This window comes from Pseudoalteromonas sp. SG45-3, assembly GCF_014164075.1.
Lineage (GTDB): Bacteria > Pseudomonadota > Gammaproteobacteria > Enterobacterales > Alteromonadaceae > Pseudoalteromonas > Pseudoalteromonas distincta.
In genome coordinates, this window is the sequence record NZ_JACJEN010000017.1 from 1 (window position 1) to 23225 (window position 23225).

At 38.2% G+C, this 23225-nt stretch carries 15 protein-coding genes; 2 read left to right on the forward strand and 13 right to left on the reverse strand.

Annotated elements, in window-relative coordinates; genetic code table 11:
* Window positions 1-363: 363 nt before the first annotated feature.
* The 3 genes from H5126_RS16470 to H5126_RS16480 form a co-directional block, all read right to left on the reverse strand.
* Window positions 364-3285, reverse strand: coding sequence for a TonB-dependent receptor (locus H5126_RS16470; protein ID WP_182720603.1), 2922 nt, complete (start codon window positions 3283-3285; stop codon window positions 364-366).
* 416 nt (window positions 3286-3701) lie between these two features.
* A complete protein-coding gene (locus tag H5126_RS16475) occupies window positions 3702-4400 on the reverse strand; it encodes a metallophosphoesterase (protein ID WP_182720604.1) in 699 nt (232 codons plus the stop codon).
* Window positions 4401-4615: 215 nt separating this feature from the next.
* On the reverse strand, window positions 4616-4864 hold the full coding sequence (locus H5126_RS16480) for a YfhL family 4Fe-4S dicluster ferredoxin (RefSeq protein WP_182720605.1): 249 nt from the start codon (window positions 4862-4864) through the stop codon (window positions 4616-4618).
* Between the two features lie 260 nt (window positions 4865-5124).
* Between H5126_RS16480 and H5126_RS16485 the strand changes: the two genes are divergently transcribed.
* Together H5126_RS16485 and H5126_RS16490 are read left to right on the forward strand one after the other, a co-directional pair.
* Window positions 5125-6843, forward strand: coding sequence for a hypothetical protein (locus tag H5126_RS16485; protein ID WP_310736038.1), 1719 nt, complete (start codon window positions 5125-5127; stop codon window positions 6841-6843).
* Between the two features lie 76 nt (window positions 6844-6919).
* A complete protein-coding gene (locus H5126_RS16490) occupies window positions 6920-8482 on the forward strand; it encodes a tyrosine-type recombinase/integrase (RefSeq protein WP_182720606.1) in 1563 nt (520 codons plus the stop codon).
* 42 nt (window positions 8483-8524) lie between these two features.
* On the opposite strand, the gene H5126_RS16495 is transcribed toward H5126_RS16490, so the two are convergent.
* From H5126_RS16495 to H5126_RS16540, 10 genes are all read right to left on the reverse strand, one after another.
* Window positions 8525-9613, reverse strand: coding sequence for a cell division protein FtsZ (locus H5126_RS16495; protein WP_182720607.1), 1089 nt, complete (start codon window positions 9611-9613; stop codon window positions 8525-8527).
* Between the two features lie 73 nt (window positions 9614-9686).
* Window positions 9687-10661 (reverse strand): YafY family protein, encoded by a 975-nt coding sequence (locus H5126_RS16500; RefSeq protein WP_259399120.1) that lies wholly within the window; start codon window positions 10659-10661, stop codon window positions 9687-9689.
* A 282-nt stretch (window positions 10662-10943) separates the two neighbouring features.
* On the reverse strand, window positions 10944-12785 hold the full coding sequence (locus H5126_RS16505) for a DUF2357 domain-containing protein (protein WP_182720608.1): 1842 nt from the start codon (window positions 12783-12785) through the stop codon (window positions 10944-10946).
* Window positions 12785-15205: an AAA family ATPase gene (locus tag H5126_RS16510; protein ID WP_182720609.1), complete on the reverse strand. Its 2421-nt coding sequence runs from the start codon at window positions 15203-15205 to the stop codon at window positions 12785-12787. The genes H5126_RS16505 and H5126_RS16510 overlap by 1 nt, the downstream gene beginning before the upstream one ends.
* Window positions 15205-16707 (reverse strand): hypothetical protein, encoded by a 1503-nt coding sequence (locus tag H5126_RS16515; RefSeq protein ID WP_182720610.1) that lies wholly within the window; start codon window positions 16705-16707, stop codon window positions 15205-15207. Before H5126_RS16515 ends, H5126_RS16510 begins: the two co-directional genes overlap by 1 nt.
* Window positions 16704-19982 carry a DEAD/DEAH box helicase gene (locus tag H5126_RS16520; protein ID WP_182720611.1) on the reverse strand — a complete coding sequence of 1093 codons (3279 nt, stop codon included), beginning with the start codon at window positions 19980-19982 and terminating at the stop codon, window positions 16704-16706. The genes H5126_RS16515 and H5126_RS16520 overlap by 4 nt, the downstream gene beginning before the upstream one ends.
* A gap of 4 nt (window positions 19983-19986) precedes the next feature.
* On the reverse strand, window positions 19987-21447 hold the full coding sequence (locus H5126_RS16525) for a serine/threonine-protein kinase (RefSeq protein WP_182720612.1): 1461 nt from the start codon (window positions 21445-21447) through the stop codon (window positions 19987-19989).
* Window positions 21437-22150 carry a PP2C family serine/threonine-protein phosphatase gene (locus H5126_RS16530; protein WP_197189102.1) on the reverse strand — a complete coding sequence of 238 codons (714 nt, stop codon included), beginning with the start codon at window positions 22148-22150 and terminating at the stop codon, window positions 21437-21439. The genes H5126_RS16525 and H5126_RS16530 overlap by 11 nt, the downstream gene beginning before the upstream one ends.
* On the reverse strand, window positions 22144-22836 hold the full coding sequence (locus H5126_RS16535) for a VWA domain-containing protein (protein WP_182720614.1): 693 nt from the start codon (window positions 22834-22836) through the stop codon (window positions 22144-22146). The genes H5126_RS16530 and H5126_RS16535 overlap by 7 nt, the downstream gene beginning before the upstream one ends.
* A gap of 45 nt (window positions 22837-22881) precedes the next feature.
* Window positions 22882-23217, reverse strand: a complete 336-nt coding sequence (locus H5126_RS16540; protein WP_024596477.1) for a hypothetical protein — start codon at window positions 23215-23217, stop codon at window positions 22882-22884.
* Window positions 23218-23225 lie beyond the last annotated feature (8 nt).

Below are 23225 nucleotides of genomic sequence, written 5' to 3' on the forward strand. Positions count from 1 at the left end.
GCTTTAGCGTCTCAAGGGATGCGAATAATACACCCTTTATTTTTCGAGTCAACACTTTGTTTTAAACTTTCTTTTGGAAGATTTAAAACCGAAGTTTTATTTAACTCTGTGAGTAGTTCGTGCCTTGCTATGCTTCAGCGTTTCCCGTCTCAGTGGGGTCGCATTATAGGGAGAACAGATTTTTACGCAAGCGTTTTATTGACAAAACTTTAAATAAATCACTGTTCGCTGAGAATTTGAGCTAAACGCATTAAAAACACAACATAACTAGCACTTTATTAACATTTAACGCCTATTAAAGTGTTTGTTATGGCCTGCGCTATCAAAAAATACTGTCTACAGACCAGCTATTAAGTCATTTATCTAAAAGCTATAGTTAAAGCCCGCGTAAAAACGACGACCTGAGTAGCTAGTATTGAGTAATCGCGCATCGGTGTCATTTCCTAAACGCGTTACTGATTCAGATTTAGTTAAATTAATAACCGCTGCGGTAAAGCTAAGCCCGTCGTATAAATTTACGGATGCATTTACATCGAGTTGCTCGTAAGGGTCTTGGTATACATTTAATCCGCTATTTAAACCCAGTACTGTTTCGCCGCGCTTATTATAAGAAGCACGTACATTAAAATAATCTCCTTCATAATAAACAGAGGTGTTGTACTGATACTTTGCACTACCTATTAAGGCCGACTGACCAAATTCTTCACCATTAATTGTTACATCTGCTTTATTGGTTTTGTTATAGGTGTAATTTGCGTAAAAGCCAAAACCACTATCAAAGGCATGCTGAATAAATACTTCCGCGCCTTTTGATACTGCATCGGTGCCATTACCTACAGTGCTGTAAGGGGCTATATTAATAGTCCCTGCATCCACTATATTATTTTTACCAGCAAAGTTTTGCTCTACGTCGATCACCAGTGGCACAACAAAGTTATCTACTTTTTTATGAAAAAGTGCCAACCCAACAGCAGAACCTTCGCCATAATAATACTCAATAGATAAATCAGCTTGAACTGATTCAAATGGTTTCAAGTTTTTATTTCCGCCACTACCGCTAAAACCAGGAAGCTCGTTAAATGCGGCTCTATCTTCTGCCCATTCACCTGATACATAGGTAATGCGCTGCTGCGCACCTAAATCACTATAGTCAGAACGAGATATTACTTTAGCTATTGCCCCACGAATAACTAAATCGTCGGTTGCATCCCACGCTATATTAAAGCTTGGCAAAACCTGAGTGTCTTTGTTTTGCTGAGTGACTAATTGATAGTCTTCTACAAAACGAGCGTCACCTGTTACTGGCTCACCTGTTTCATCATTTGTGTGATCTAATTGGTAGGTATATAAGTCAGTAGATGAAGTAAGTGTTTTTGTTTGCACAACACGCACACCCAAATTACCTCTGACTTCACTAAATTCAAAATCACCTTGTATATAAAAAGCCGATATTTTTTCTTCTATATCGTAAACAAAATTATCTTCAATGCGCGTATAAGGTACATAACTAGCAGTGACCATATCGCGGTATTTATTCCAGTCGATACTTGGCATTTGGTTTATATCAAAACCACCTGCAATATTATTCTCACTAGTAAATACATTTTGAGCTAATGGCATTCCACCATTCCATTGGTAGCTATCAAAACGGGTAATACCTTGTTCACTTGCTTCCCCTGCAGCAATATCAAAATTTGGATCTAAAAAGAAGGTGTTGCCGGTTTCACGGTGAAGAATTGAGTTGCGGTACTTAACACCGGTTCTAATTGTTTTTAAAAAGCCCCAATCTACATAAAAATCCACATCAGCTTGGTAGTAATCTTCTTCTAGCTCACTGCGTACAAAGCTTGAGTTTGAAGAGCCCGCATCACGACCGCCTCCAACTCCATTTTGTAAATTAACTAATGTATTAGGGTCGATATTAAGTGACACATTATTTTGATTGAGCGACCAGCCAGCCGTTTGAGCTGCGTTTTGAATAGTGGCTGCGTTTTCGCCCGCGTTAGAACTTTTATACGCCGCTTCCCAGCTTTCTTCTGGGCCGCCCTCTGATTGTGTATTACCAATTACAAAGCGCGCTTTAAAATTATCACCTTCATAGGTTAAATTAAAATCAAAGGTATCGGAGGTAGATTCCTCACGTACGTAGCTGCCACGCATCCACGGAAATTGCATATCATTTTCGACACCACTTGCCATTGCATCGTATTGCATACCAGTAACAATAGTGCCCGACTCATCAAGATTTACATCCGTCAAAAAATCAGGATTTAAAGACCACTCTGGTATATCAATCACAGATTCTGTTCTGTCTTGCCCAAGTGTAAAACCAAAATAATTAAAGCCAAGCTCTAAACGATTTGTTGGTCGCCACTGGGAACTAAATTGAATCCCTTCGCGCTCACGTTTTTCGTTAAGAACAGAACCTCGAACAACTTGCGGAAACCAAACGCCATCGTAACTGTTGCCGTTTGCATCATTAATAGTATCCCAACCGTTATTGTTATCAACTGTATTACCATGTATATCTGTTGCTTGCCCAGTGCCAGTATAGCGCCATACATTAGCATCAGTACCGCCCGAAAGCGTTCTGTTTGTCCGTTCCTGATAGGTATAGCCAACTAATACACCAAAGTTTTCGTTGTCATTTTTCCATGAATATAAACCCGTAAACTGCGGTTCGTACTCTTTTGTAACATCAGCGTAAGTACTCTCTACATTAAATACACCTGAGTTTGCATCCATACTCAGAGGTTTTCGGCTATGCATTAATACAGTACCACCAACCCCACCTTCATCTAAGCGTGCTTCTGGCGATTTATAAACCTCTACGCTTTCAATCATTGAAGACGGTAACAAAGCATAATCAAACGAACGCGAAGGCTCCCCCGGGGAAGACGCAATAAAATTACCATTAAGTTGTGTAAAGGTAAGTTCTGACGATAAACCACGAATACTAACCGATGAACCTTCCCCGCCGTCACGCTCAATTACCACACCGGGTACACGCTGAAGTGAGTCTGCAACGTTTTTATCAGGGAACTTTCCAATGTCTTCCGCGGTAATGGCATCAACTACAGATCCCGACATACGTTTTACATCTAAGTTTTCGGCCATACTTGAACGGATACCACGTACTTCTATTACTTCCATACCTTTTGCGTGCTGCGGGTTTTCTTGCGCTGCAAAAGCACACGTAGAACCCAAAGCAGAAAAAATTGATATATAAAGTGACGACTTACAAAACGTTGAAAAAGGGAAAGGGTATATGCTTGCTACTATCATGTGAGAGGCTGTTCCATTTAAATCTGCTTATATAAAACCTAAAGCGAGAAGTTAGTCCTTTTACGTAAATTATTTACGAAATGGCAAAAATTGTTCCCAATTCTACACAGCCAAACTTAACCGTTTGTTAATCATCAATATTAAAACTAAATAAACGTCTCATATAACTGTATTAATACCTATTGAATGAAACTTAAAATCCAACCCACACTTCAAAACCACTCTCAATTAACAAACTAAGAGCGGCTTTGTGGTATTTAATAGCTTAATGAATAATTACAATGCATAAATCATCATAAAGTGTATACAAAAATACGAAGGGGATAATTTGATGTGGTAGTCAGCAGTTTATACTTTAAAAAGCAAAACTGCCGGATGATATTTGAAAGAAGTAATAATTGCTAAATAGCGCTTGGTTAATCAAGCGTAGCAATAACCTCTGAAAGCTCGAGTAATGTCGGCTTTCCACCATAATAATTTGTATCTATATGATAACTATCACCAACCCAAAAAGGCGCTTTAGTTGAGTTATGTCCATGTATTGAAAAGTCGACTCCATGACTTTTAACTACCTTATTTTGTTTAACTACTTCGCGATCCCACAACAAAGATTGCACGATTAGCGATTTATCATCAGGGTAATTTTCCCAATCCCACGATTGTGCAAATGTATGAGACAACCCTATTGTATAACCACGATACTCTAGTACTATTGAAAGCGGTTTAGTTAGTAACTCATCGCACATAACACTGAGCTTTTCACTCGATACCGACTTGTGCCAATTGCCACCATTGTCAGTCCATAATTTAAAAGCCGCTATATCATTACTTAATAATGATTCCAACATTAAATGCTCATGATTACCTAATATCATACATGCCCTAATGGCTTGTAAGTATGTAAATAAGTCATATGTTTTATCCCCGCGATCAACAAAATCGCCTAGGCAAAACAAAGTATCTCTTTCAGGATTAAAATTTACGTTATTAAGTGCGTTTTTTAAGGCCGGTAAATCACCATCAAGATCGCCAATTACAAATACTCGGCACTCATCATTAATAAATATGGCTTGTTTTGAAGATACAGCCTGAATAGCGTTAATACCTATACCCAAAATAGACTCCTATAGAATGCAATCTAAAACTTAGATTAATACTTGAGTTTATAAAGCCTTAAGGTAACACAATATAGTTGATAATTAATGAAGGTAATAAGATTTGATTGAAACTAAAAATGCATGACAGAGGACCTTAGCTACAACCTAAATAATTAATGTAAGTAGTGTTTTTAGCCTAAATTAAAAGCTGCTTAGCAAAATACCTAAACAAGTTACAAGTTAGTTAACAGCACAAATTTTTCTGCTAGTTCGTCCAAAGTTTCACGCTTATTCGGATCGGGCTTTATGCAGTCAATAGGGCAAACACTTACGCAAGTAGGTTTATCATAATGCCCTACACACTCTGTACATTTGTTTGCATCTATTTGGTATATTTTAGCGCCCATATAAATAGCCTCATTAGGGCATTCTGGGTCACACATGTCGCAGTTAATGCACTTGTTATTTATGAGTAGAGCCATTTTTAAGCCTTTTAAATTAATATCATTATAAAACAAAAAGATAAGTAAAAACAAAGGTGTGTAAAGGCTAACTTTTGTGCAGTTCTAGTTTAATAAAAAACCGCTATTTTTCATTAAATCGTAACACAAATTAGTAACACAAATTTTTATTTTTGGGTGTAAATTACAGCCGCGAATTATGCCAATCTTTCTCTGTTGCTTTGTTGATCTTAATCAATAAAAATCGCCGCAAGGCCTTTATTTATATAGGTTTAATCAAAGTGAAAAAATCACTGTCAACGCTTACCAAAGCTCAATACACGAAAGCGAAACTAGAATGGAAGCAACTTAAATCGCCATTTTCTATGCAGCACATAAATCGCTGTGTTATTTTGGCCTCTCAAATCATCTTTTTCGAGGAAAAAGAAAAATCAAAACAAGAGGTTAAGAAGCAAGATACGAAGCGATTATCGAAATATGAGGCACAACACAATCTTCGTCTTATATTTACCCAATCTGGAACAGTCTCTTTTTACTCAGCATTCCCTAAATCATCTGGTATAGCGAATACTAAATTAGGAGAAGCACCTGAATTAACAATAGCAAAAGCACGTAAGCTTACTGAGCAAATGAAATATGGTATTTTAAATAATCATAATATTAAAACTGTGTTTGATGCTTATGAACAAAGCTTAATAGAGCGCCATAACACTGCACCTACCAAATTTGCAGCTTCATCGCTCAGAACATATCAATGCAGAATAAAAAAGCTCAGGCATCATTTCCCACTTAAGCGTGCGTTCCAGTCTCTTTCAGCTGGAGAGTTAGAAAAGATTGTAGATTTAATTATCCAGACAGAGTCCAATAACCAGGCAATCGAGCTTTTTGCACAGATTAGAAGAGTATGGCGATTTGCTAAGAACAAATTTAACTCAGGTAAAAACCCAGCAGCTGATATCGATGACTTTTACGTATCTGACCGCGTAGAAAGCCCTAGACCTTGCCAAGTTTATACTGACTTAGATTCGATAGCTGAATTATGGATAAACCTCGCATCAACCCCTAATGTGCATCAGAAAAATGCTGCTCGATTTATGATATTAACAGGCATACGCCCTATCAACATTCCACAAATGAAGTGGGAGTGGCTCAATAGTATCGATTTCCCAACCTTAATTACCTTTCCGGCATCTGTTGTTGGGGTTCGTGGAGAAATGAAAAATCAAAAAGAATATAAGCTACCCTTAACCAAAGCCATGCGCGCCATTATTTTAGAGCAAAGAGCCTGGATGGAAAATGCGCTCCCTAACTGTAACCCTGATCACATATTTCTTCAGCCTCGCGATCTTAACAAACCATTTGCTAAAAGGTCGTTGGACAAAATCATCAAAGATTACTCCCCTGTTGATGCAGTAAAAGGAGATAAAAGAAATATTGTAATGAAAGGATCTGCAGGTGCATTTTGCACAATGTGCCGAAGCTTTTTTAAATCCAACGCAAAAGCGATTATGGTTGCCAATGGCTATCATTTTAAACACGCAGAGGAACTCACCAGACTCGCGCTTCATCACCTCAGAAAAGAGGACGATCCAAACGGCTTAAACTATGATAAATCTGAAGAGCTATTTGGCACTTCAACAAAGCTAAAATTTAATGTATTCAAAATTCATGAAGCAAGTATTTTAAAAAGAGCCAAGGAACTCGAAAACCAACAACTCAAACTTACGGGTATGCAAAGTAAACAAGCTAAGAACCTAGAAGAAAATAACCAAAAGAAAGCCCTGAGAGATAGAATTAAAGCTCACTTAGTTCACAAAGGCAGTTATGTAAACTTCATTAATCAGCCACTTGGTGATACGGGTAGAGTAGCAAAAGATTTGATCTTAACAGCAGAGGGAAGAGCTGTCGTTGAGAGATATTTAAATGACCAGAGGCCAAAGCAAAAAATAATTAAAAAAAGTTTAATTTCGACTTACCAAAGTTTTTGTAAAAAAAATTAATTTCATATCATTGCCTTATTAGAGCGATACCTCATCAGTTATTTGATGATTTTAACTTTTTAAGGCTTATGTATTAATGGCAACATCAGTATTAAATTCAATAAAACCATGTGAGGTCACGATTAAAAGTCGTGACCTTTGCATGGCTGAATTTAATGCGAATAAGCCACCGTATAATGACGAGTCAATTGAAGAGCTAGCCAGTCTTGCGACTATTATATTGGCGCAGGATAAAGGAAGGAGGCTTTCAAAGTATCAGCTTAAAGATCAAATAAGAATTGTATTCCAGCATGATGGCATTATTAAATTTTTTACTCATTTTAAAAAAGAACATGGCATAAAAAATATCAAGATTGGTGATTCTAATGTTATGAGTTTTTCGGCAGCGAAATTAAGAGCGACCGAAATATACAAAAAGAACACCTCTGATTACACATTCGAATTTGTAGTGAGTAAACAAATAGAAAACTTACAGTCAATTAATAAGCATAGCCCTAGCAAGTTAGCTGAAACCACAGTAACAACATACACCTCTTACCTTAATGCAATTCAAAATGCCTTTGGTAAAAATACGTTATTTCAAACTATTACGCCTGAGATAATAGAAGCAACGCTTGACCAACTACTAACAGAGAAAAGTGGTCCGCATGTGGCTAAGCTATTCGAGCAAATGAAAAAGCTGTGGGTGTTCGCAAAAAATAAATATAATAACGGCACTAATCCATTCCTAGAGGTAGACAATAATTATATATCTTCTCGAACGGCGAAGCCTATTCCTTGTAAGGCATATACTGATATATCTCTAATTTCTCAGCTATACATAAACCTAAAAACAGCTAAAAATAATACATTAATAAATGCGGTACTACTGATGATGTTTACTGGGCTAAGGCCTATAAATATTTGCAACTTGCGCCTATCGTATATAGATGATTTAGATAATCCTAAATTTTTAACGTTTCCTGAAACAACTCATACTGCTCGCGGAGCAATGAAAAACCAAAAAGAGTTTAAAATACAACTCACATCCGAGATGAAAAAAGCAATACAGCAAGAGTTAAAATTAAACCCAGACATAAACCGCACCTACTTATTTTGCAAGGTTAAAGACAACTCAAAACCCATTAGTAAAGAGAGTTTAAACCGAACTCTTAAATATCATGCACCAAAAAACATGGTGGCGGCCCCGCGAGATAACATAAATATAAAAGGCTCAGCCGGAGCATTTCCAACACTACTTCGCAGCTTCTTAAAATCACATATGAAAGAAGTGCTAACTAAAAAAATTGGGTCATCAACAATTGCTGAGATTGAGTCTAAAAAAATGCTTCATCACTCTGTTTCAGAGCACGATCCGATGAGTAAACATTATGACCACTCGAATAAAATATATAACACTGATATTAAAGCACTTTATAAAAACTTTTCCCTATTTGAGAAGGAGATCCTTAACGAAGTTAAAAAGCAAAATAAGTTAACAAAGAAAACGGCTAAAAAATCATTTTTAAAGTTTGATTATTCAAATAAATTTATCGTCAAAGTCAAAAGCACAGTAAGTGCTTATTCCACTTTCTGGAGTAATATAACCCAGCAAGCCCAAAAGCTTAAGAAGGGTCGCCCTTTAAAAATACTAGAGTAGCATTTACATATAGCTATACAGTTTTGTATTTACTTACAAAACCTATAAAGAGCTTTTACTCGGTGGTGCAGATTGGTTACGTATAAAAGCGGGGATATCAAAAATATCAGATGGTTTTGGCTTAGTAGCGACTACTTTAGAACTTGACTCACTTTTAGTGTCATCGAGTATCATTTTGGTACTAGCACCCGTAGCTATAATGAGTAGCTCATAATTGGTCGCTAAGCTTTCTATTTTTGACACACCACAAATAACCAAAGCATTTGGACTTACCTGCTGACGCACTGTATCGGTAATGAGGTTGTAACTGCCTAGTGAAATTTCTTCCTTACAATTTACTTGTATTATCACACCAGTACTTGATGACATATCAACCTGATTAACAAGCGGATTATTAAGTGCACTATCAAGCGCAGCAGTTAACTCGCTTTCTTCATCACATTTACCAACACCCAGTACAGCATCACCTTGGCAATCCATAATTTTAGCAAAATCGTTTAAATCCACGTTTATTAAGCCTTGAAAGCAAAGCATATCGATTAATGATTTTATGAGTGAGTGGAGTATTTGGTTTGAGTGTTTAAACGCATCAAATAAACCGATATCGTTACCAAGGACTTCTATTAGTTGGTCGTTAGGGAGCGTAATAACCGCATTAGCATGCTCTTTAAGCTCATTTAAACCGGCTTGAGCTATATTGCTTCTAAACTGCCCTTCACTACTAAATGGCAATGTAGCAACAAATATAATGGGCTTACCTTGCTCACTAGCAAGTTGTGCAATGTAAGGGCTAGCGCCAGTCCCAGTTCCACCACCCAAGCCTGTTGCACACAGAATTATATCGCAGCCATTAATAAGCGTTAAAAGCTGCTCTTTACTCTCTTCTGCCGCTTGCAGTCCAACTTTGGGATCGGCCCCTGCACCATACCCATGAGTGAGCTCTGCACCTATTAGTACTGCTTCATCACTTTGCGTATGCTCAAGTACCACTTTGTCGGTATTAACACTGTACAAGTGCGCCTGCTCAGACTCGCGTTGTTCAAAAATACTATTCAGCGTATTACAGCCACACCCACCAATACCAAATACACCGATTGATAAACCATCATTTTGTTGAATTAATTGAAACATAACCACTCCTTAACTTTTAAAGGAGCATAACAAATAGGTGCGTCAATTTTTGACGCACCTAAACTAGTTGGAGTTATTTATAAATGTTAGCAGCCGCTTTAAGCTTTGTGGTAATTCTTTTCCTAATGCGCTCAGGTTGTATGACTTCAAGCCAGTGAGCACATTTAAATAGCTCATCGGTTAGTTGTTCAGTATCAATAGCCTGGTAGGTAAGTAATACGTTTTTATCGTCAATCTGTTGCTTGTCAGTCAGCTCACCAAGTTCAATAAAGCCTTGATTAACCGCCGAGTGCTTGGGTACTTTTACAATTAACTCAATCGCTTCTTGCGACATGCCTTTGTTAATCGCACTACGTAACGACTCTAACTGCTCAGTGCTTGGTTCACGTCGTGTATTTTGCAGAATATGTACATTACGAATGCGGTAAACCGGCATTTGGTAACACTTTTCGTGAAGTTCTCCCACCATGAACTGCGCCATTAATATCCCACCTTGCTCAACTAAGTTATAAAAACTCAATTCAGCAAACTTAAGCCAATGTGCCTCATCGTAAAGCACCCTATAAAGCTCGGCACTCACTGCTCGTTTATGTTTAATCGCATGCTCAATTTGCGCAATTAGCTGAGTATCAATATTCACTTTTAAGGATGGTTTAGGCAGGGTTGAAAGCCAATTAGGTACACGGCCAGTAAAACGCTTAAGCGCCTGCTCTGCTTTAGTATGTACCGACTGTTTAACATCACTCGGTACAGATTGCGGTAGTAACTGCTCCAACAACAAATAATGCTCAGCGACTTCACTGCTCATTATTTTTAAGTTACCACCCCGCCACTGCGAATTAATAGACCATCCATACGGTTTACTCCGCATGTCTTTTTCAAGACCGAAGCAACCCTGCTCGTAAAGTAATTGAAGATCGCGCTGCAGCATACGGGTTGAAATTTCAAAGCCGCGATCTACAAGCTTGACTCTCAAGTCGCAAACTGAAGTACGCTGTGGCGCCAGCGGAATACAATCCAAAATTAAGTTATAGCGTTGAATTAACATTATCTCAAAAGCCTCACCCCACATTTGATTTAAAATATAACAGGGTTTAGTTGCCACTTGTGGGGATCATACGAAACATTTTCAACAGCACTTCAACTACATCATAATATTTATGACAGAATAGAATTTTGATTTACTATCATCTAACCTGTAATTAAAGGTGGCAGCAAAGATAAATGCATTATTCACAAAAACGGCCATAATTATTTCCAGCTAACTTAAACACATTATTTTTTCTTTGTTTGGAAGTTTTTCAAAGTCAAAATCATATCTATTGAATTATCATAATTTAATCTGCATTAGGTATCGACCATAATCTTCAAACTTATATGAGAAGTCAGGCTCTGATAATTTAGCTGGTTTTATCACTAATACACTAGTCCCATCTGGTTGACGGTTAACTTCCCACTTATGGTTACATCCAGACTTTCTAATAGCAAAGCAGTTGTCATCTCTAGGGAGCCATTGGTTTGCATCAGCTTTTACACCGCAACAAGGGCAATACAATAGCTCTTCGAATCTTTCGGTAGCCTCAACAATAGCACCAACTGCTTGATCTAATGAAACATCTCTACTGTGTTCCTTCTTAAATTCTAATAGTTTAGGTTTAATAGCTAGACATGGTTTTATTATGGTGACGCTATTATTTTCAACCTTCCAATAGCCATCTGCATTCGTTCTAATTAACATTTGCACGAGTGCTGACGGAGCTTTAGATATGGTGCTCCCAAGAGCTTGAAATGCTTGGCTGACTAACCACTTCGAAATCAATATAGCTAGCTGTTCTAATGAATAAAAATTAATTGGCGAAGTACAAAGATGATGTTCACTCATTTCTGCAACATCACCAAAAGAAAGCAATACCCTTTGGTTGCTTTCCATCGCCACGGTGTCTGATAGGTCAATATTGTTGGTGAAGCATGGAACAAAGCACAAACTTTGTTTAGATGCTTTTAACACAATTTCAGAGGCAGCTGTTACCTCAAGGTAGATGGTCTGATTTTCATTTCTTTTAAAGTAATTTGGTGTCAATTCATTAAAACCAAGTTCATGCAGCGTTCGATTCACTAAGTCACAACAATACTGCGAATATGCAGCGGAAAGCTTCTTATTTCGTTGAAAAATTTGCTTAGGGTCGAGGTTATTAGATTGCTGAGTATCCAACCAACTGTTCCATAACCTTGCTACATGACGATAATGCTGGTCATGTGACAAAACGTTTGTCATATTTAATTTAAGTGATACATGAACCTTGTTGGCCAAAGAAAGATACAAGCCTGAATGTTGTAATATTCTCACTCTTTTTAACATCATGGTTAGGAGTTCAAGTGTTGCTATACCGTATACCGCGGCATCATCCACTTGTTCATCATCGGAAAAACCTTCCCCCCACAAGGTAAATATACTGTCTCTCAACTCAAAATATATATCTTTAGCACTTTGGAAATTCACTGCTTGCTTAAATATTTCTTCCAATTTTTTAACTTCTAAAATGCGCTTAATTAAATATTGCTCAATTTTACCCAGCAGTTTCACATACACTCGATTTTCATAAATATTGAGCTGATCTTCACTTTCTAAAGCGAGAATTTGTTTGGGGATCACACCTGTTAGTGTTCTGGTTTGCCAACATTCTGAATGAGAAGCCAGGTGAGCATTGGCAGAACTAGCTACTTTTTTAGCTCTGGATACAGGAACAAGGTGCTCTTCATAAATTAACTCCATTCTAGGCCGTCTGGCAATTTCTTGGAGATGTCCTTTTTTTAGGACATCAACTAGTAATTCCTCAAATTTAGTTAATTCAAAGCGAGCAAGTAATTTATCTGGTATGAGAAAAGAGCTATCTCTCCCCAAGTCAACCGCTTCTTGGTATGCGAGTATTGCACTTTCGATAATTTCTAATTCAGTCTCAAGCTTTTCCGTCTTTTCATTATGAATAAATGAGCCTACCTGAGAGCCAATGTGAAACTTTTCAGTTCCATCACTAATAAGAAAATCATCTGGCTGGATATTTGAATATCCATTAAAAATGCACGAATCCTGAGCCGCATATCTTCCAGACGTAATATTTTCAGGAAGCTGTTTTACTAACTTCCCGTTAAATCTGTCATACCAAGTAATCATCAAAGACTACTCTTTTTCTTCAATTCATTATTTAAGAGTTTCAAGCACGCTTCAGGTTTGGAATTAAAACCTTGAGTACGCCAAAAGTCGTTTAATGCATCAATAAGGTTTGAAATGTCTTCATGCTCAGTGTCATAACGGCCAGTCGCCTTACCAGCTCTTAACACCTTAGTTGCTAACATATGATCTAAGGCGAACCCCAAATCACTGCCACACTCAAGCATGACAGGTATAAATCTAACAAAATGCCGCTCTAGTCGATTGCCCCAACTAACATTGAATTCTTCCTCTAATATCATTGACAGCTCAGAGCCATCTAGTTCTTTTATAAGCTTAGTGACTTTAGAGTTATGTTTGTTAGCTGCCGCTTCAAAGGCTGCCTCTAGTGAATCAAAACTGTAAGTAACTGGCTCAAGATCTTTGTTGATTTCAAATGTATTCTTATGCCTTGGTAGCTCCATTACATGGGCACGGTCATAAGTTTTATCGGCGAACTCAAAGGTTGTTTCATCATGGTTAGCTGTGCCAATAAACCAGAGGTTTTCAGGTATTTTAATTTTTCTCCCATCAATTAACTTTTCTGGCCCATTAGGCTGTCCTGTTGTCATTAACGTAAGAATTCGGTCTTTGGGGTCTAACTCTAAAGCTGATAAAAACTCAGCAAAATACTGTTCAGGTCTTGAAAGATTCATTTCATCCAGTAAAACGATGTATGGACGATCACTGTATGCCGGAGATTGTGCTTCATATAAAGCTTGCAAAGTTTCTTGCTCGTAAAACTTCTTCTCGAACGCATTAAAATGACCGATTAAATCTCCTTTATCACGCCAGCCAGCTTGAACAGATATGGTTTTCACACCTCCACCAACTGCTCTTGCAAATGCTTTTGCTAAGCTTGTTTTACCTGTGCCGCTAATCCCTTGTAGGATATGTAAACGGCTCATAGAAAGGCCAGCAATGAATAGCCAAATATCTTCAAGGCGATAGTACAATTCTTTCTGTTCATCAGCGTCCCAAGCAATACGATGTTGAAGGTCTTTAGCAAAGTCTGTTAATGAAGGAACAGTCTCTGTTATCCCTTTTGCTCTTAGTTTGCTATCAAGTTCTAATAGAGCTGGGAATGCGGTTTTAGCTTGTTGCTTATTAATTAAATCATCAACATCTTCACTTAACTGATCAACGTAAGTTTGCAATAGCTGGTTATGCTTCAATAAAGCTTGTTTTTGTTTCTCAACCTGTTCTAAGTCGATAACAGACATTCTACTTTTCGTAAGCTGCACTTTATTTTGCTGTAGCTCTGCATGAGCATTATTGCATTCTTGCTCTAATGCTTCGTAGGTCTTTTTTAGCACTTTATAATTTTGTTCAAGCTGTTCACTAGGCTTCTCATCTAACTCTAAGCGAAGCTTATTTACAGTTTGTTTGTAATGATTAAGTTGCTCTAAAACCTCTTGCGGAGTATCGTCACCAAATTCTCTCTCTATATCTTTAAATGAACTCAACTTTGCAAGTAACTGCTTTTCACCCAAGTCATATTGAGTAATTTGCTTTTCAAGATTTTCTTTCTGATTTTCCAGTGAAGATATTTGATAAGTAAATTCTTGTTCGATTTCACCTTTTAGTGAAGTTTTATAACTACTAGCTTCTTCATTAGTTAATTGTGCTTGCTTACGCTTTCTCTCAATTAGTGTTTTTTCTTGGTTTAATTGGAACTCTTTTTCGTCTAATGCCAATTCTTTAGAAGATAACTCTTGTAACTTTTCTTCGAGCAAGGCTTTTTCCGCTCCATTCAACGATTGTTTGGCTTTAGTTAGCTCATCAACTTCTTTTTCAAGGTTTAATTTTTTCTGTTCCAATGATTCGTAAAGCTTATTTTGCTTTTCTTCAAACGAATCTATCATTTCCATGTGTTTGGTTGCAAAACCACTCTCAGCATCTAGTTCTTGCTCTTTTAGCTTTTCCAGTTTGTTAGCTATTTCAGCCTTATCTTCGGCATACTTCTTTTTGTTCGCTAACAGCTCTTTGGACTGCTTATCTATTTCTTTCTTTTCTAACTCGATTTTCTTTTTAAGTTCTTCTACCGACTCTTCTAATTGTTTTGATCTTGATAAACTCAGTTTATTATCCGCTTCAGTTTTCTTGTTTTGCTCTACTAGCTTTTTAAGTTCACCGACCAAATTTTGAATATCGTTGCCGTAAGATTCTGATGCTTCTTTTTTTTGCTCTTTACTCGCTGCATCATGTGACGTTTTTGCTAGCTTGAGCTTTTCAGCCATAGTGCCAAAAATTGTACCGTTATCACTTTCTGTTAGGTTGTTTACAGCAGCTAATGCACTACCAATTTTATCTGTTGTAAGGTTTGGTGTATTTGTTACATTTGCAGCTAAAGGCTGCTTCCGTGCTTTGTTTCGTTTTGCCATTATTTACTTCCTAATATTCTTTCTAAAACTTTTAATAATTCATCTATTGAATCGAGGTGATTCATAACCTCTTCTTTTGTTAAAACTTCGCCACTGGCATGGCTAGCTTTATTGTTCCTATCATCAGCAAGCCTTATTGCCTCATCTAACCAGTTAGGCAGTAGCATTGATAATTGCTCCACAACTTTTGGTAACGTTAACAACATCGCGGCTAGCATAGGCTTTAATGATTGATTGCCTCTTGTCATTGCTGACTGAACATTGCCCCCTCTGACGGTTGCTAACCTTTTCGCGGTATAGACACTAACTCCACTAACACCTGAGTAAATTTGCTCAATAAGTCTTCTGTCATGCTGAAAAACAGGTCTATTACCGTTCCACCGCATAACTAAAACTTCCCAGTTATTATTAGCTTCATTAGGCTTCATTAAGGTTTTTAACCAAGCTTCGATGATTTTTTGCAACTCGCTCAACAATCCTTCCAAGATCTCTGGTCTAGGTGTTTGAAATTGTTCAGCCTGGTTTTTAAATCGCAGTGTTGCTAAGACATGCTTTTCTATCAGTGAATACTCTTGAACCCAGGGATAGTTAGATAACAATTCTACTTTTGCTTGTTCTTCAAATAGTTTTTCTTGTTGCTTGTAATTGAGCGTATGTTCATCTTCAGCGATACCCATTACCTCATTAACTCTAGAAGCAAAGTGCCTATTTGATTCCAACAACTGTTCTGCAACATCATTTAGCTCTGGAAGAGTTTCCGTTAACCCTGTTGGATCAGATAAATACCACGAACGCTCACCAGAAATTGTTGAAAATAACTTAGCGTGGGCAAACGCTGCGATGGGTTCAGGCTCAATAAACTCAATTGAGTAGGTGACTTCTAGCGCATCGTCAGATACATAAAAGTCAGCTTGCTTCAACTGGTTCAAAACTCTGCGATAGGCTCTTAAGCTGGTGTTCATTTGGTCTGGCGTTGGCGCTTCCGGCTTAACAGTATTATTTATTAACAAAGGCTTTACTAACTTCCCTGAGCCTTTACTTCGAACAAATTGAGGAAAACGCTCATTAAAATTCATACCTTCTATATGCGGTAATGTCGAAAGTACTCTCGGCATCAACTTTCCTGTTGTCGCATCTTGAAGTATGTAATAGCTTGTTTTCTCGTTTGTAGACTCTTCTAGACCTAAAAGTAGCTTATTGGCCTTGTCTGTATGACTCCAACCATCAAGGTAATCTTCATTAGTTAACTCAGCTAATATGTGTCTGATAAGCTCTTTATCTAAATTGCTATATCGACACAGTTTTTCGTTGTCATGACACCCAGCTAATATAAGCTTCAACACCAGCATCTGAAAAATATTCAAACTTGGCTTACTTTTAGGTGCAGCAACACGCCATAAATAAAACGGCCAAAAAATATCTTTTTGACTTTCGTAATACGTTTTTTTAGTTTGCCTACTTTTTAAGTAGCAAACATCTTGAATATCTCTATGTATAATCATGACTTGACCTCACAGAGTTCGTGAATAAATGCCCACACTTGTGGAATAGCTTTTTCGGCTGACTCACCAGAAAACATCGCTTTATCACCAACAACTTTAATCAAGCTCTTCGCTCGACTAAACGCCACGTTTAAACGGTTTGGTGTACGAATGAAGCCATATTTTTTTCGGTATGCATTCTCATCTGATGCCGAAAAATCATTTGAGCGAACCGTTGATAGAATCACCACATCAAACTCTTTTCCTTGGAAAGCATCAACAGAGCCAACTCGAATTTTTTCTTCTCCTTCTTTAGTAGTTTTAAAGCCAGGTAGATACTCCCAACCATCTTTTGATTTTTGGCAAATACCTACTTGGGCAAGCTTATTTAAAATTAACTCTCGCTGTGCGGCAAAGAAGGTAATGACACCCACACTTAAATTATGATTCTCTGCAAACAGCTCTTGCACTTCACTAACAACTTTTTGTGCTTCACAATCGCGTTGCCAACTAGTCCCTGAACGCTGTTCTTTGCCAGACAGTAATGGCAGGTCAATCCACTCGGCTACTTTACCTTTATACTTAGCAATACCGAGATCGAAATGCTCTTCGCTTAAGCCTGCTCCAAGTTTTGGCTCTCCTTCAGCTTCATAAAACGAACGACTAACAAACCCGCCGATATCTGGATGCATCCTAAACTGGGTATCCAGCATAACAGTTCGCTGAATCCCGTCTTTGGCTTGGCGAGCTTTTAATTGCTTGTATAATCGCTCAAAAAGACTCATTTTGATTGCTTTAGCTGTTTCTTGTTGCAAGTCACCAGCTTCAATCATTTCCTTTTCAATATCGGGTTCTAACATTTGAGGTAGCTGGAAGTGATCTCCAACCAGAACGATTCGCTTCGTTGCCAGCGCCATAGGAATAAATAAATCAAGCGGGTTTGCTCTGGCAGCTTCATCCACGATGACCGTATCGAAGGTAACGTCTCCACCAACTTCATCCAAAGAAGCGTTTATTTGCTCTTTATACTTTACAACCTGCTGACCCGCAGAGCGTTGACAAGATGCACCAATTGACGTTGTGTAGTCTCTTACACTTTTTGCAAGGTAATTAGGTTGATACTTAATTATGTCTAAATACTCTTCAATAACATCAGGTATTCCTGCTGCACAATTCATTGCATGCTTAGAGATAACCTCATTCAATTGATGGAGCGTTGATATTTCATCTTTTGAAAGCTCAACTTGTAACGATTTAGGTCGGTAATCGGGTATTAAATTATCGAGTAACTTATTTTTTATTTCTCTGAGTTTTTCAAAGTCCTCAGCACTGAGAGTCAGCTTTTCGATAATTTCCTCGAGAACTTCTACTTTTTCTTCATAACGCCCCGTTCTACGTAAAGCCGTTAGACATTTGAATGACTGTTCATAGCCATCATCGTCATACGATCTTTCAGTCGTTCGTAACCCTCTCACTTGGCTTAGTAACAAGGGGCTAGAAGTTGCCTTTTTTTCATCGACTTGAGTGTCAAACTGTTGCTCAAGTTTTGCTTTTAAGGACTGAGGAATATCAAAACCGTGGTTTATTCTAAGGTTATCAATATCCTCAAGAAGACTTTTTATCCGCTCGTGTTTTTGTTTTTTATCTACACGAGAAGCTAAAATCGTGGCTATATCCTTTCGAATGTTTTTGATAATTTTATAACTGCCGTCATTTTGAGCTAACTCATTCGCAACTTCAGTTAAATTACTTGTTTGTTTCTGGCTCCACTGCTCCAATAAATACGGAGCACGAGTATTGTCATCGGCTCTAATAGCCGGAATACCAAACGCCTCGGATCTAGCGATGACATTATCCACCGCATCATTTTGATAGCTGGTTAGTAATATTTGCCCCGTTAAATTACTCTTATGTTCTTCTGCCAATCTATTTTGAAGAGCACTAATAACTTGGGTTTTACCTGTACCTGGTGGGCCAAGAATTAGTGCTATATCGGGTGTATTTAAAGCGACATCTAAAGCTTCTATTTGTTTTTCAGTTGGCTTACCTTTAAATGATCTTCTCGCAGCAGCGGTTAACGGCTTCAATTTGTTTTTGGCTTGTTTTTGCCTAGAAATACTAAAGTCTTGATCTTCAATTAACAGACGTAGGTCTTTCATTGGATTCAAAAAGCCTGTAATAGAATCTCTTGCTTGCTCCCGTCGTTGCATCTGCACAATTGAGCCACTAATCGACAAATAAATAACTCCTTTTTCTTCAGGCTTTCCGTAAGAGTTTAAGTTGAGTGTTATGTACTGATTAGTGTGCCCCGAAAATTGAGCAGCAATACTCTCTACATTTTCATCCTTTTCCAGCCCTATATCACCAATATTATTCTCTAACCAGCTAGGCAATCGCTTGTTTATCTCTAACGTATGGTTAGGCTCTTCTCTTAAAATAGAGGCAAGCTGTTTAACTTTTTCAATATCTTTTTCTTGAAAGTAAAAATTCCATTTCACACCATCAACTGAGTCTTCTTTATCGATTTTGATATATCGAACAAAGCCTGCGTTATTGGCTAGCTCTACCGCTTTTTCTTTAACTTTTTGGTTATATTGATTCCATAAGTTTATGTATGTTGAGTTGTCTCGATTTAACTCCTCCAGTTTTTGCTTAATCAATGGATCATTGATTCGAGCAACTGCGGTATAGTCAACAAACGATAATTCACTATCTATCGAACTTAGATCGAACTTAACCTTTCGGCGCAATTTCTTAATCGATTTCGCCCACATCCTTTGCTCTGGAGTATATTGCACTTCAAGCAAGCTAGTTTTACCTAAAATCGTTAACCCTCTCTTCTCAGCAATGCTTGCACTACTGATCGCAGTTAACACTTTCGATTGGTTATTAACTTGGAGTACAAACTCGCTTCTTAGCCACTCTGTAACGCTATCAATGTCTTTGTATTTTAGCTTTGCGAGTTTAGCAACTTGCTCAATAGTGTTTTCATCTACAGAAACTTGTAGATCGTGAAAATCTAAATTATTTGGTAAACAGGGGATTGCTTGAATAAGCACCTTATTTTCTTGTTTAGAAATCGGTATCCAAATAAAGTGCTCAATGTCACCATAGCTATCAAATACTTCAGCGTTAGTAACCGGTGCCAAAAGATCATTTTGTTTAATAAACAGTTCGTTGTGAATAATGTGAAAAGAGATATCTTGTTCACAGTCGAGGGCAGAAATAGCCCCCTCCTCTATAGCAACTTCAATGATCTTTTCTTGAGTCAAATGCTTTAGATCTTGTGCATTCATCAGCTTACCACCTCAACCTGAACAGGTTAACTATTTGCGGCTCAGGGGCCTCGACGATTGGCTTAATAAGTAGCCATTGATTAGCTCTTGTCGAAGCCGATATTGGTGTTTTCAAGTTGAAGGTTTGAAGTTTGTTTTTACCCATCCCCATCTCAAAAGATTTAGCACCTATTGGCGTAATCTCTAAACCCTCTTTGGTAAAGCGTATCGACAGTAGCTCTTGTGATTCAGACCAGTACATAGAACCAGGGCAAGAGTTTTTGAGTACAATGGTTTCGCCAATATTAAGCGTTTGGTGATACCCCGTATCAACGTATGTGTCGTAAATCGTTGTGTTCGGTAGCTCTAGAATTGATAAATCTTGGAGGTTATTACGAATATACAAGACCTGGCTGTTGTTCATTGAGGAGCCACAGAAAGGACACTCTAAATGGCCGTCACTCACCAAGAAATTAAAAGAAGCATTACATTCGTTGTTTTGGCACTTTACTAGCATATGCGCCAGCTGTTCAAAGACTTCCGCCCATTCACTTAAATTCGGTCTGGCTAGCGGATCGTTTTTACCCGCGTTAAAGCATTGCTCAAATAAATTAGAAAGAGGCTTTAGCGCAACCAGCTCTAATGGAATGCCTTTGGGGTAATCTTCATCTAGCGCATTTGCATGATCAGTTGGGTGGTATATCCAAGGTAACTCACCCGCAAATGCTCGCTCTTCGTCTTCAGGTGTACCATTTTCAACAGCTTCACCAATAAATGGGTGGTTAGTTGTTAATAGCTTCATTGCGACGATTGCAAAGCTCCATGCATCCGTTAGCGAGGAAACAAAGCTGTCGCCATTAACAACTTCTGGTGCACCAAAACCTGGGCTAAAAATGCGGCTAGGCTTGCCTTCATCAACCAAAGAGTCAAAACTTTCTCGTTGATTGACACAAATGTTGTCACAGTCTATCAACCACACTTCAGAGTAATCAGGGTTTTCTGAAACAAAAATATTAGCCGGAGATAGGTCTCCGTATGCTAAACCTCTTGCATGAAGATCTGACAGTGTTCTGGCAAGCTTTGCCAAAATAGTCATTCGACGTTTTAAGCCACCTGTTGATAAGTAATGCTCTGGTGAACCCTCCGCTGCAATTAACTCTTCAGTTTCATTCATTAGCGATTCTAGAGGAATTAATCCATCCATCAGCTCCATTGCATAACCAAAGTTATTCCCTTTCATGGCAATGCGCGAGAATGGCTTAGCAATGTTTAATTGCTCTAAAGGTTGCCTCATTAACCAATGAACATGCTCAAGCCAATTTCTTTTTTTATCTTTATCTCGCTGCGTGCTCATTTTAACCAGCACGTTATCAACCTGAGTTGTACAAACAGCTCCCTGACCACCTTGTCCAATCTTTTTTACTAACTCGAACTCTTGACCAAAGGTATCGGTAACCATGCGCTTTCTTGTTTGTTCAGTTGTCATTTTTTATAACCCTTGAATTCAAAACCAATAGGGCGAGGGTTTTATCATCCGTGTGATTCGGTGTACCCCAATTCCTAAATTCGTTTTTTAACCAAGCCTTAGCTTGTCTAATACTCTTGCCCTTAGTGCTTTCAACAATCGAATTTGCAAAGTCCAGCTCCATGCCTTGGTGCAGATCTTCACTAATGCCGTCGGTCATAAGCGCAATCACATCACCAACACTCAATTGCTGCTGCGTTACCTGCCAGTCTGAAAACTGTTTCGATTTACCTAAGCCAGTAGTGATGTTGCCAAAATCATTTGTATTCGAATGCTCTATTGTCTGTTGCGATGTTAAAATTAAACCGTCACCTAACTGAAACGTTCTTAGTTCTCCGCTATCAGAAACCCAAACAATCAAACACGTTGTCACTGCATCGCTGGCTTTAATATCGCCAAGCGAGTTCAACCACTTTTGATAAACTCGCTTGATAAACGCTTTACTTTCAATGCTGAAATCAACCTTCTTAATCACGTCAAAGGCAGCTCGACATGCTTGTTTTGATCCCAAACCTGAATGAGGCTTAGACCCCATGCCATCACAAACAACAGCGAGCCAACCACTTGGCACCCTTTTTACTAGCACTGAATCTTGATTGGGCTGACTGTTTAATAAATGACCAGGTCCTATGACAGAAACACTTAGGTGACGAATATTTACCATTTGCCTTCTAAATCTAAGCCTAAATCGTCGTCATCATTCTCTAACTCATCAAAGTTAATCGGTGCAAGTTCGTTAGGGGTTCTACTCTGAGAGCGTGCTGTTACGCTCATGGTGACAGCCCTAAAGAAACGATGAATATCTCTGGCTTCATTGGCTTTAAATACTGGCGCTTCTAAGTCATTGTTAAATGCCTCAAGAACATCGATATTAGCTTCAGCTCCTATTGCCATTGCAAAACGACTGGCTTTTTGACCGCGTTCACTTGTTGTTAAACGTTCTAAACCTGCCTGCCAAGCGTCAGTTGGAATACCGTCAGAAAGCAGAATTAATACGGGGCGATAGTCGCGAGATGTGATCAGTTCTTTCTTTTCAAGCACCTCGGTTGCTAATTCAAACGCATGACCCATTGGTGTGCGGCCAATAGCTTCTAATGGCTGCATAGCTTCTATTTCTGATGCTTTAGCAAGAGGTAGATGCATTTCAGCCTTATCACCACCAAAGGTAATTAAGCCCACTTGAATTTCGGCTTGTCGTGCTGATTCTTGTCTAAATGTAGAAACCATGTTCTGAACGGCTTCATTCAGCGCAGCGATCTTTCCGTCTACCGACATACTGCCACTGGTGTCAGCTAAAATGATTACTGGTAGTGCCCTTGCTTTTGCTACCGCGAATTTTTTTAAACTCATCTTCTATCCTTATTTTTGATTAAATCTGTGTCAATCAAACTTTAATTAATGTAAATGTTTATGATTATGCTTATATGGACGAACTTTTCTTAAGTCCTTGTTACGGAAGGTAGTTAAAACAGTTCCTTTTGATGACATAACAAGTTGAACACCATTCATCTTTTTTAGCTCTGGTTCAATGTCACCGTATTTTTTAATTTCCTTATTACCAATCACATGATAAACCGCACGTCTTGAATGAATTACTCGGCCATATTTATAAGCTAGCATTACCTGCTTTTTAGATATCCCTCTTTGTCCCTCTCTAACCAGAGCGTGTTTACTATTGGTTACTTCAGGTAATACAAAAAATCGGTCATCCTCTGTGACAATAAAAGCCATTACGTTTT